7 protein-coding genes and 1 pseudogene are annotated in these 12,236 nt (G+C 55.5%); 4 read left to right on the top strand and 4 right to left on the bottom strand.

Going from position 1 to position 12,236, the window contains the following annotated elements:
- Positions 1-22: 22 nt before the first annotated feature.
- Complete coding sequence (locus RID21_RS00140; RefSeq protein WP_350186585.1) at positions 23-829, top strand: hypothetical protein; 807 nt, start codon at positions 23-25, stop codon at positions 827-829.
- Positions 830-865: 36 nt separating this feature from the next.
- Here RID21_RS00140 and RID21_RS00135 read toward each other — a convergent pair whose 3' ends face one another.
- From RID21_RS00135 to RID21_RS00125, 3 genes are all read right to left on the bottom strand, one after another.
- Positions 866-2,215, bottom strand: a complete 1,350-nt coding sequence (locus tag RID21_RS00135) for a PQQ-binding-like beta-propeller repeat protein (RefSeq protein WP_350186584.1) — start codon at positions 2,213-2,215, stop codon at positions 866-868.
- A 99-nt stretch (positions 2,216-2,314) separates the two neighbouring features.
- Positions 2,315-3,064, bottom strand: a complete 750-nt coding sequence (locus RID21_RS00130) for a 3-keto-disaccharide hydrolase (protein WP_232106819.1) — start codon at positions 3,062-3,064, stop codon at positions 2,315-2,317.
- 150 nt (positions 3,065-3,214) lie between these two features.
- Complete coding sequence (locus tag RID21_RS00125; protein WP_350186583.1) at positions 3,215-4,627, bottom strand: sigma-54 interaction domain-containing protein; 1,413 nt, start codon at positions 4,625-4,627, stop codon at positions 3,215-3,217.
- 541 nt (positions 4,628-5,168) lie between these two features.
- Between RID21_RS00125 and RID21_RS00120 the strand changes: the two genes are divergently transcribed.
- From RID21_RS00120 to treZ, 3 genes are read left to right on the top strand one after another with little or no spacing between them, the layout of a single operon-like run.
- A complete protein-coding gene (locus tag RID21_RS00120; protein WP_350186582.1) occupies positions 5,169-7,397 on the top strand; it encodes an HAD-IIB family hydrolase in 2,229 nt (742 codons plus the stop codon).
- Positions 7,394-9,361: an alpha-amylase family glycosyl hydrolase gene (locus RID21_RS00115; protein WP_350186581.1), complete on the top strand. Its 1,968-nt coding sequence runs from the start codon at positions 7,394-7,396 to the stop codon at positions 9,359-9,361. Before RID21_RS00120 ends, RID21_RS00115 begins: the two co-directional genes overlap by 4 nt.
- A gap of 15 nt (positions 9,362-9,376) precedes the next feature.
- The gene (gene treZ / locus RID21_RS00110; protein ID WP_350186580.1) at positions 9,377-11,998 is read left to right on the top strand and encodes a malto-oligosyltrehalose trehalohydrolase; all 2,622 of its coding nucleotides are present in this window, start codon (positions 9,377-9,379) and stop codon (positions 11,996-11,998) included.
- 27 nt (positions 11,999-12,025) lie between these two features.
- Here the strand turns inward: treZ and RID21_RS00105 are convergent.
- Positions 12,026-12,236, bottom strand: a pseudogene (locus tag RID21_RS00105) (IS110 family transposase); the annotation flags it as partial.

Here is a 12,236-nt window from a genome sequence, read left to right as displayed (position 1 = left end):
AGATTCTTTCCGAGGGCCTGCAATGAATTCTATTTTATCCAGGGGGAGCATCGTCTCCGTCTGTTGCCTGTATATTCTCTTTGTCTGCCTGTCTTTCACGACCGCGTCTCAAGATCCCAAGAACCCGGGACACGAGCAGATCGGCACCGTGATGGGCCGCGCCGTCTATCGAGACCAGCTCCGCACCGGCAAGAATGTAACACAACGCGAAGAACTCTTTCGGCTGTTCGCGCAGCCTGTCAAAGAACAATACATCAGTGACCGTCGGAAGTCGCTTGTTCCCACCGAACAGGAAATCTCGTACGCGGCGTCTTTTTTCTGTCGTGACCAGCAGATCCGACGACTGAATGACAAAGAAAAGAATATGATCCGTCAACAGCTGCTGACGATAGAAAAGCAGCTCAGAACAGAACAGCTTGCATCAACTGAAAAACAGAAACTGCAGGAACAGCAGACCGAACTCCAGGCTTGTCTGGACATGCCCTGTCGCACCTTTGCCCGTTTCATGCTCGACCGCTGGAAATTCCAGCGACATGTTTATCTGACTTACGGCAAAGGAAGAATTCTCTGGCAACAGGCCGGCATCGAAGCATTCGACGGCATGTACCGCTGGCTGCAGGCTCGGGAAAAGCAGGGGGAATTCAGCATTGATGATCCCCGGCTTCACACCGAGTTTTACGCTTACTGGACCACGCAGAAGCACGGTTCATTCCTCACCCGCGATCAGAAACGCATCCGCGAATTTCTCAGCCCTGACTGGGCACACCAACTTCCAAGAGCAGAACAGCATTTCAAAAAACGGCCGCAAGCGGAACCGAATCAGAAATAAATCGGTCCGAATCAGTTTCGTGAGACCGAGGGTTACCTACCTGGCCTGGTCGGACTCGGCAGCTTTGGATTCAGACATCTTAGCCAGACAGACCAGTTGCTCCTGTCGTTTGCCTCCCTGTTCTTTACCGATCCGCAGGAACAGTTCGCCATCCGCCACCGCGGGACTCGCGTAGCAGTCATCACCAATCTTGTTGAAGCCGACTTCTTCGTATCCGTCAGGAGTCGCTTTGAAGATAAACGTCTCCCCCGACAGATTCGAGACATAAATCAACCCGTTGCACAAAATCGGTGAGGCACTGAAGGAACCCCGCAGCCGGTTCCGCCACATGACCTCTCCCGATCCGGCTGCCCAGCAGTAGGCGATCCCGTCATCGGTCACGCCGTACACGTATTTACCATCTGCCAGCAGGGAAGGCTCATAGACTTTGGTCTTATCCGTCCAGAGCAGTTTTCCCTCTGCCGAGAGCCCCACCGTTTCCCGCTTGGGATAACCGCCGCTGGCAAAGATTTTGTCATCGGCAGTGACAATCGTCCCGCAGGTTGCTTCCGCGAGACAGGGAGTGCTCCAGAATTCCTTGCCCGTTGCCGGGTCGTAACTGGCGACACTGTCACAGCCGCTGATCAGCAGTTGATCCCGACCTCCCACATGCGCCACGATCGGGCTGGAATAGGTACTCACCGCCGGTCGCGCGACCCGCCAGGCGATCTTGCCCGTCTGTCGATCCAGAGCAGCAATGTATCCGCCCCCCCGGTTGTCGGCGGCTATGATTACAAATGACTTGTAGAGCAGGGGAGATGGAGCGTATCCAAACTTGGAATTAAAGGCCCCGAGTTCCTGCTGCCAGAGTTGCTTACCTTCTAGATCCAGTGCGGTCGCGATGACTTTCCCTGAATTCAGAAAGGCAGCAAAGATCCGCTCGCCGTCGCAGAGCAGACTTCCGTTCGCATTGGTTCCTTTTTTATGCAGTTCCCCGTCAGAGGGGAAGCCCCCTTGATGCACGACGGTTTCCCAAAGCACGGTGCCATCCTTGCGGTGATAGGCGATCACCATCTGCTCCTGATCCGCATCATCGGCGGTGGCCAGCATCACCTGGTCACCAACCACGATGGGAGAGCTGTGTCCGCGTCCGGGAATATCAGTACGCCAGACCACATTCTTGGACGCGTTCCACTGGACGGGCAGGTCCTGGTTCGGGGCGTGTCCATTCCGTTCCGGTCCACGCCAGCCTGGCCAGACATCTGACAGATCGGGAACGTCAGAATCACTCAGGGAGACGCCGCTGGACTGGACAGAGATTTCTTCAACGGGAGTCGTTTTGGTGCAGCCGACCAGCAGCCATAAAAATAGGCCGGTCACAAATAAGCGGTGCGTGCAGGAAACCATTCCTTAACTCCTCCCTGAATCTTATATCGAAAACAGCACCCGGAGTTCAGCTGTCCCGCACCCGGGGGACAGCTGGTTCCGAATTCTGTTTTGTACGGTTTACAGCTTTTTCAGAAAGACATTTCTGAAACGGATTTCACCGCCATGAGTCTGAAGCTGAATCGGCCCCGTCTCATAGATCGGTTGGTCCTTCTCATAATAATTATCCATCTTTTTGTTGTCTACAACGAGTTTGTCATTGAAGTAGACCGTAACCTTATCCCCCTTCATGATGATCCGGAAATGATTCCACTCACCAAAGGGTTTATCGGCGTGTACCAGCGGATACTTGCCTTCCCCTTTGTTATTGAACAGACCACCGGAACCCAGATTCGCCTTCCGATCCCATTTACCACCTTCTTCGGTCGTATCCCAGATCTGCACCTGAGGCACACCGCGTAAGTAGATACCGCTGTCTGCTTTCGCGACGGTCTTGTAATCGAGCAGTAGTTCGAAGTCACCAAAGTCTTCAGCTGTTGTCAGATAGACGCCATGACCGTCATTCACCAGTTCCCCATCTTCCACGGACCAGTGTTCCAGTACGTCTTCCCAGTTCTTTTTGAGCAGTTCTTCCCGCTCTTTTTCCGACATCTTCTTCACGGCCATCGGGCTTTTCCCTTTGACGATGTGATAATTCATGCCGATCCAGCCGGACAGATCTTTACCGTTAAACAGGGCGATAAAGCCTTCCGGAGGCTGATTCATTTTCTTGTCGGACTTCTTTTCGCCTGCATTCACGGCAGCAGTTCCCATGACAGCCAGAACCAGCAGGGAAAACAGACCACTTTTGCAGAGTGACTTTAAATTCATCGATCATTCCTTCTTGATATAATGACGCTGACAACCAGGCTGGATTTGACTCTCAGCCGATTCAATAACCTTGTTTAGTAATTACTCTAATCAGAGGGGGGAGGAAATACAATCTGCGGGTTGCCCGGTCAGCTTAAAATTCCCGAACTGTCAGTCTTTGAAATCCTGCTTCTCGATTCCATACTGTTTCATCTTGCGCAAGAGGGTCCGTCTGCTGATCCCTGCGGCGTCAGCGGTTTCTGCCACCCGACCGGAATTCTGCTTGAGCTTCGCCCGTAAATACTCGCGTTCCAGCTGCTCAATCACGGGCTCCAGATTCTCCTGCAGCGTCCGCGACGCATCAATGCTCTTCCGCCAGACCGCCTGCTGCTTATGTTCCAGCGTCTGCCCGGTCTCTGCCAGATTGGTACTCCGCAGTCGGGCAAAATCCCGTGCTGTCAGAGCCGAGGGAAACCGGGCCAGTACCAGCCGCTCACTGAAATTTTCCAGCTGACGCACATTACCCGGCCATTCGTAATCGAGCAGGGCATCCAGAAAGCTGTCCGTAAAGACCGGCGGTTCCAACCCGTAATGCCGCGCCAGTCGTTTGGTGAAATGGCCGAACAACAGAAAGATATCTTCCGGACGCTGACGCAGTGGAGGCACATTCACGCGGATCACATCGAGTCGGTAAAACAGATCCTCGCGAAATCGTCCCTCGCGGACAGCCAGGTCCAGCAGTACATTCGTTGCCGCCACGATCCGCACATCAATCTCGACTTCAGACTGACTGCCCACAGGCCGAATCCGTTTTTCCTGCAGCATCCGCAGCAGGCACAGCTGTGCTTCCGGAGGCATATCGCCAATTTCATCCAGAAACAGTGTCCCTCCATTCGCATGCATCACCAGACCTTTCTTGGCCCGTTCCGCACCGGTGAAGGCTCCTTTCTCATGACCGAACAGTTCGGAGTTGATCAGTTCCGCAGGAATACTCGCACAATTCGCAGCGACAAAACGCCCCGATCTTCCCGAACGACGATGTACGGCTCGCGCCAGCAGTTCTTTACCGGTCCCCGTCTCTCCCACGATCAAAACGGTCGCATCCGTCGGTGCCACACGCGTGCAGAGTTCGAACAGATCCCACATCGCCAGGCTGCGACTGAGCATCGATTCAAAACGCGCCCCTTTTTTCCGCTGATGACTCAGATCGTGCATGCGGGGCAGAAACTGCTGATTCTCGAGCGTCTCTTTCACCAACTGCTGCAGTTGCTCCACGGACTGAGACAGACATACATCCCTCACGCCTGACTGAAACAAGATACGGACCTGCTCATTCTCGATAACCGGTGCCCAGATCAGAATGTCCGTCAGTGGCCATTGATTGCGCAAAACGCTGATGACGCCCAGAACTTCTTCCAGGTTCTCTGCAGTCGCCGTCATCAAAAACAAACGGGGCGAGCGAGGGAATTCCGTCGACAGAATCTGCTCGGCAGAGGAGACCACCAGCAGATCGCAGCCTTCAGACTCCAGGGCTGTCCTGGCCTGACGTTTCGATAACGTACAGACGAGCAAAGGTTTTTCCATGAGACACCTCCCGGCCACTATTTGCGGTGAATTCAGCGAGCACGAGACTGAATTTACAGAGAAATCGACGGTCGATTTCTCACTCGCAAATGCGACACGCGTTTCCCATTATATCATCACGCACACATATGAGACAACTGTGGCACTTATTTTGGGCCAGATATGTCTCATCACTGCTGGACCTCTACCCCCCGGTTCGGCATGCCCTTTGCATAGTTAATTCCCAGTACATTGGACTCAGGATGACCATTCAGGAGAAAGCAATTAACAAACCCGTTTTGATTGTACTCGCCCCAGCAGGAGATATCCCCGGGTGGTTGGCTGGCGACCAATGTGGTCGCTCAGCGACCGGACCTGCTCGACTGATATCTCCACTCAACAGAGCCGACTTTGACGTTATTCAAAATCGGCGAACGACTTTTTCGCCGCGCTCCCGCCGACACGTTTTCACGCGAACCTCTTACCATCACTCCCGTTATTCAGGATTGCGACATCGCAGCGGGCCCCTAACTCAGGAATAGAATTTAACAGGATGAACTCAATGAGCCATAACGTATTAAATGAACCCTTTTCAGACGCAGTCGTTGATCCTCGTGGGGCAGGCATTGCCTCTGCGAGACGCGGTGATCTGAAAATTACGCTCATCAGTCTGCACGGTTTGATTCGGGCACACGATCCCGAACTGGGCCGCGATGCGGATACCGGCGGCCAGGTCAAATACGTACTGGAACTGGCCAAAGAACTCGCCGCTCACTCGCGCGTTAAAGAAGTCGAGGTACTCACCCGCCAGATCATTGACCCCAAAGTCGATGACGCTTACGCGCAGGTTGAAGAACCAATTTCTGAGAACGCAAAGATCGTCCGCGTCCCGTTCGGCCCCAAACGTTATCTGCGTAAAGAATCGCTCTGGCCGTACCTGGAACTGTTTATCGACCAGACGCTGCAGCACTTCCGTCGCACGGGTCTGCCTGACATCATTCACGGACATTACGCGGACGCTGGCGTAGCGGGAGCCCAGTTGGCCCGACTGCTGCACATTCCTTATGTCTTTACTGGACATTCACTGGGACGGGTCAAACGCCAGCGACTCTCACTGGGGAAAACTGATCCGGAATCAATGGATAAACTGGAAAACCGCTACAAGTTCACCGCACGCATCGAAGCGGAAGAACTCGCATTGGAAACCGCTTCCATGGTAGTCACCAGCACGAACCAGGAAGTCCAGCAGCAATACGAACTCTACGACCACTATGAACCCGCCCGGATGGAAGTCATCCCTCCCGGCGTGGATCTCTCGTCATTTTCTCCTGCGAAACCTGACTGGAAAATACCTGCATTCGCCGAAGAGCTGAAACCCTTCCTGCGCGAGCCGGACAAGCCAATGATCCTCACCATGGCGCGACCGGATGAACGCAAAAACCTGGAAATGCTGGTCAAGGTTTACGGCGAAAGCGAACAGCTGCAGGAGAAAGCCAACCTCGTGATGGTCATGGGAACTCGCGATGACCTCCGCGATCTGCCCAAATCGCAGCGGACCATCATCAACCGCGTGCTCTACCTGGTTGACCGCTATAACCTGTATGGGAAGGTCGCGTACCCTAAATCCCATACGCCGAGTGATGTCCCTGAGCTCTACCGGCTCGCTACATCTTTGAAGGGGGTCTTCATCAATCCCGCCCTGACGGAGCCGTTCGGACTCACACTGCTTGAAGCCGGTGCCACAGGGCTCCCCGTCGTCGCCACCAACGATGGAGGACCGCGGGACATAATCGCCAACTGCCAGAACGGCCTGCTTGTCGATCCTCTGGATAAAGAAGCCATCGAACACGCACTACTCCGCGCCCTTACTGAGCCGGAGCAGTGGTCTGACTGGTCCACAAACGGGATCGCAGGCACCCGTGAACATTACTCCTGGAATAACCACGCGCAGCGTTACTTGAGGGACCTGCAGGATATCCTGGAGCACTCTCCCGCCCCCGTGCTGGCCGACAAATCGACCTCGCGTCGTCTTCCCGAATTTGACCGGTTGATTATCACCGATCTGGACAATACACTGACGGGAGATGACGAGGCATTGCAGGAGTTCATCGAACTCATCCGTGCGAATGATCATATTGGTTTTGGAATTGCGACGGGCCGACGTCTGGACAGTGCCATGGAACTGATCCAGGAGTTGGGGCTCCCTCAGCCGGACCTGATTGATACGGACGCGGGAACACAGTTACACTACGGCGAGAATCTCACTCCCGACCTCAGCTGGCGTAAATCAATCGATTACGCCTGGCAACCCGAGAAAATTCGCGAAGTGCTGGATTCACTCCCCGGATTTTTCCCGCAAATCGAAGAACATCAGTCAGAATTCAAAATCAGTTATGAAATTGATACCAGTCTCAGCCCCAGCCTCTCGGAAATCAAAAAAATTCTCCGGGAAGCAGGATTACGTGCTAAGGTTGTGATGTCGCTCGGCATGTACCTGGATGTCATCCCCGTGCGGGGGGGCAGCGACCTGTCAATGAGGCACGTGCTCTGGAAATGGGGCTTCGCTCCCGAACACGTTCTTGTCTCTGGCGATTCCGGAAATGACGCGGGAATGCTGCTGGGACGCACCCTGGGAGTCGTCGTCGGCAACCACAGCGAAGAGCTGGAACGTCTGCGTAATCGACCCCGCGTCTACTTCGCGCAGGCAACCCACGCTGCAGGCATCCTCGAAGGAATCAAGTACTACAACTTCTTAGATAAGATTACCATTCCCAACGATCGGATCGAATGAGCAAGACACAGGATGAGATTGACTTCAAGGCAGATCTGACCCTGCAACGTTTGCAGCCCCGGTTAGCTCAGGTCTGGCAGGAGAGTCAGATCAGTGATGCCAGGCAGCATGAATTTGAATTGCGACTCGACGAGCACTGGCGCCCGTTGTTCCGTCTGCTGTTCGAACTCTATCACAACCGTTACGACTTCTTCTTCCACATCGAACACGTGCTGCTCACCGCAGCCCGAGCGTGGGCGGAACGGAGAGAAGAACTCTGCGAACTGGACCGGCATCGGATCAACGAACCCAACTGGTTCCAGTCCGAACGCATCAACGGAGGGGCACTCTACGTCGATCTATTCGGGGAGAACCTCAGCAAACTTCGCGAGCATGTGGGCTACTTTAAAGATCTCGGTCTGACTTATCTGCACCTGATGCCCTTATTCGCAGTCCGCCCCGGCAATAACGACGGCGGTTACGCAATCAGTACGTATCGCTCTGTCGATCCCCGTCTCGGGACGATTGACGATTTACGTCTGTTCGCTGCCGACCTGCGGAAAGCAGGCATCTCGCTTGTCCTCGATTTCGTCTTTAACCACACCGCGGACGACCACGAATGGGCGCGCCTCGCGCAAGCCGGGAACCGTGAGTTTCAGGAGTACTACTACATCTTCCCGGACCGCACCGAACCGGAGAAATACGAACGGACCCTCCGCGAAATCTTTCCCACCGTGCGTCGCGGGAACTTCACCTGGCACGACGGAATGCAGCAGTGGGTCTGGACCACATTTAACAGCTTCCAGTGGGATCTGAACTACACCAACCCCGCGGTCTTTCGCGCCATGCTCGAAGAGATGTTCTTCATCGCCAACACGGGTATCGACATCCTCCGCCTGGACGCGGTCGCCTTTATCTGGAAACAGATGGGAACCAGCTGTGAGAATCTCCCGCAGGCACACACTCTGATCCAGGCCTTCAACCGCCTGGCCCGCATCGCCACCCCCGGTCTGCTGTTCAAGTCCGAAGCCATCGTACATCCCGACGACGTCGTCAAGTACATCAGCGAGCACGAGTGTCAGATCTCTTACAACCCCACACTGATGGCGCTCCTCTGGGAATCGCTGGCCACCCGCAAAGTCAATCTCCTGGTGCAGACCCTCAGCCACCGTTATCGACTGCCCCGCAACACTGCCTGGGTCAACTACCTCCGCTGCCACGACGACATCGGCTGGACCTTCGACGACGCCGATGCCCAGGCCATCGGCATCAACGCCTATGATCATCGTAAATTCCTTAACGACTTCTACACCGGTCAGTTTCCGGGCTCCTTCGCGCGCGGCGTTCCTTTTCAGGAAAACTTCGAGACTGGCGACATGCGCATCTCGGGAACCATGGCGTCGCTCGCCGGACTGGAACAGGCCATTGAGGAAGACGACGAGGAGAAGAAGGAACTCGCTCTGCGACGCATGTTGCTCCTGCACGGGGTCTCACTGAGTATCGGTGGCATTCCACTACTCTACCTCGGCGAAGAGTGGGGCATGCTCAACGATTACGATTTCGTCAAAGATCCCGCCAAGGCCGGCGACTCCCGCTGGATCCATCGCCCCAAAATGCAGTGGGAATTCCTCGAAGAACTTGACGACCACCGCAACGCGGGCAACGGCTCCATCCGCACCCACATTTACTGCACCACCCAGAAGCTGATCGCTCTCCGCAAATCGCTGCCGGCCCTCGCGGGTCAGGAGATGGACCTCATCGCGCTTACCAACGAACACGTGCTGGGCTACATCCGCATCAATGAAGGCAACCGCCTGATCGTGCTCGCCAACTTCTCCGAGGAACCTCAGCAAATCGACGGAAATAAGATCCGCACCGCTGGCCTCGGACGATTCTTCCAGAATATGATCGACGACAAAACCTACGCGACCTCAGAGAACATCGTGCTCGCCCCCTACCAGATTCTCTGGCTCAATCGCGTCTAACCGACGGAGCGTCCCATGTCTCGCGCAGACAATCCGCTGACAGATCCCGCAGCCCAGATTCTGGCCACCGATCTGGATGGCACCTTTATCCCCCTGAATCAGGATCCCCAAAACCAGGCCGATCTGAAGACTCTCACCACAGAGTTCCAGAGCCGTAATGTATCCGTCGTCTTCGTCACGGGCCGTCACTTCGCTTCCGTCTCCCAGGCGATTAAAGAGTTCGAACTGCCGATCCCGCAGTGGATCATCTGCGACGTCGGCACATCCATCTTTAAACGCCAGACTTCAGGTGAATTTGAACCGGTCTCGGCCTACCAGGACTACCAGGATCAAATCATTACCTCGATGCCCATCGAGAAGCTCCGCGAACTCCTGCAGCCGATTTCCGGCCTGCGTTTACAGGAACCGGAAAAGCAGGGGAGATTCAAACTCAGTTACTACACCGACGCGTCACTGCTGGAACAGGAAGTCGACCGCATCCAGCAGATTCTCGACAAGACCGACGCCCCATACTCGATCATTCACAGCGTCGATCCCTTTAACGGAGATGGTCTGATCGATCTGCTCCCCGCTACCGTCTCCAAGGCCCTGGCCCTCGAGTGGTGGCACAAGGAGAATCAGCTCGATCCTTCCAGCACCGTCTTTTCAGGAGACTCCGGAAACGACCTGGCCGCGCTCACTGCAGGCTACCGTACGATTCTGGTCGGAAATGCCGACCGCAGCCTGGCCCAGCGAGTCTATAACCTGCACCGCCAATCCGGTTGGGATGACCGCCTCTTTCTCGCTTCAGCCACCGCCACCTCCGCAGTGCTGGAAGGCTGTCGCTGGTTTGGACTCGCAGCCCCCGAACCAACGGAAATCACGCGTCCTGGCGCCACCCCTGTGACCTCCCGGGATACGCACTTCCGCGTCTGGGCGCCTCATTGTAAGCAGGTGCATGTCGAGATCAATACCGACAGCGCGAACATCAGCCACGAACTGGTGCGCGATCATCAGGGATATCATTCAGGCACCATTCCCCAGGCCTCCACGAATGCCTGCTATCAGTACCGCCTTGATGGAGAAACCACGCGCCCCGATCCCGCCTCGCGTTATCAGCCGCGGGGAGTCCACAATGTCTCGCAGATCATCGATCCCCGCGACTTCCCCTGGGCCGATGAGCGCTGGCAGGGAATTGAAAAACAAAACCTCGTGATCTACGAACTGCACGTCGGCACCTTCACCCAGGCAGGCACGTTCCGAGCGGCCATCGAACGCCTGCCGGAACTGAACGAGTTCGGCATCACCGCAGTGGAAATCATGCCGGTCGCCCAGTCTCCCGGTCGCTGGAACTGGGGCTACGACGGGGTCGACCTCTTCGCCGTCCGTAACACCTATGGCACACCTGACGACTTCCGCGCCTTCGTTGACGAATGTCACCGCTCCGGCCTCGCCGTTATTCTGGACGTGGTCTACAACCATCTGGGACCGGAGGGGAACTACCTCTCTGAATTCGGTCCCTATTTTTCCGACAAACATCACACCCCCTGGGGAGACGCCTTCAACTACGATGGTCCGGAATCAGAACACGTCCGGCAGTTCATCGTCGATAATGCTGTCTACTGGCTCGAAGAGTTTCACCTCGATGGACTTCGCCTCGACGCCGTGCACTGCATGTACGATGACAGTCGCCCTGACATCCTGGATGACATCCGCCAGGGCGTCTCACGATTCGCGGAGACCGTACGCTGGCCCATCCACCTCTTCGCCGAAACCAATGCCTACAACCACGAACTCCTCACTCCCGATCAGGACCGCACTCCTTACGACGGCATCTGGTGCGATTGCCTGATGTACTCGATCTATTCTCACGTCCTGCCGGACCTCTCGCTGACTCACCGTCAGTACCACGGAACTGCGGACCTCGTGGAGTCGCTGGCTCACGGATACGTCTTCGCCGGCAAAGACTCACAACGCGTCACTGACAGGGAACGGGACAGCCGGCATTTCGAGTCGCTGGTCATCGCATTGCAAACCCATGACAGCGTCGGCAACCATCCGCACGGCAAACGGATTCACCATCTGACGTCCAAACCGTTCCAGAAAGCAGCCGCCGGTCTGGTACTCCTATATCCTGGAATTCCGCTGATCTTCATGGGGGAAGAATTCGCAACTTCCGCGCCGTTTCCTTTCTTCGTCGACTTTGAAGATCGACATCTCCGCGACGCCGTCGACATCGGCCGTCGAGGCGATTACCCACCTCATATCTGGCAGGATGCGTTGCTCCCCTCGCAGGCCGAAGCGTTTTTCAAAGCGAAATGGAATGAAGCCCCGCACCGAGATCCGGACATGTTCCACTGGTATCAAAGCCTGCTCCACTTCCGCAAACAGGGGATCGACGCAGGTTGGCTGACCGCTGACCACCTGCAGACCAGCGTTGACCGGGAGCACAATATTTTCACGCTCCAATACCTGCAGCCAGAGCAGGGGAGCACGATCACTATCCACGCCCGTCTCACCCCGGTCACAGATACGGACGCAGAACCCGTTCGCATCCCCCTTACAGGTTCGCTTGAGCTCTCCTCGGTATCAGAGCCCCTGATCCAGGACAACGAAATCCAACTCGCCCCCGATCACCTGGTGATATTTCAACACTAATAAAGTAGTAGCGACTGTCTTAAAAAATCAGAAATTTATCACGTTAGCCTCCCATTTTTTCCCTTCCTTTACCATGGTGTTGATAATGATGAGTAGCTTTCGCATCGCAGCGACCAGCGCCACCATTTTGGGCTTTCCATTTTCCACGAGCCGTTTGTAGAACGCTTTGATCCTGGGGTTGTGATTCAGGGCCGTGACGGTGGGCATGTATAACCCGTTCCGGATCCGGACTCGTCCC

It is taken from the genome of Gimesia sp. (assembly GCF_040219335.1).
GTDB lineage: Bacteria > Planctomycetota > Planctomycetia > Planctomycetales > Planctomycetaceae > Gimesia.
The sequence above is the reverse complement of the archived record's forward strand: the minus strand, read 5'-3'. Positions and strand labels throughout refer to the sequence as shown.

Coding starts and splice junctions, on each gene's coding strand:
- RID21_RS00130 (WP_232106819.1), bottom strand. CDS start 3,064: ATGAATTTAAAGTCACTCTGCAAAAGTGGTCTGTTTTCCCTGCTGGTT.
- RID21_RS00140 (WP_350186585.1), top strand. CDS start 23: ATGAATTCTATTTTATCCAGGGGGAGCATCGTCTCCGTCTGTTGCCTG.
- treZ (WP_350186580.1), top strand. CDS start 9,377: ATGTCTCGCGCAGACAATCCGCTGACAGATCCCGCAGCCCAGATTCTG.
- RID21_RS00115 (WP_350186581.1), top strand. CDS start 7,394: ATGAGCAAGACACAGGATGAGATTGACTTCAAGGCAGATCTGACCCTG.
- RID21_RS00125 (WP_350186583.1), bottom strand. CDS start 4,627: ATGGAAAAACCTTTGCTCGTCTGTACGTTATCGAAACGTCAGGCCAGG.
- RID21_RS00120 (WP_350186582.1), top strand. CDS start 5,169: ATGAGCCATAACGTATTAAATGAACCCTTTTCAGACGCAGTCGTTGAT.
- RID21_RS00135 (WP_350186584.1), bottom strand. CDS start 2,215: ATGGTTTCCTGCACGCACCGCTTATTTGTGACCGGCCTATTTTTATGG.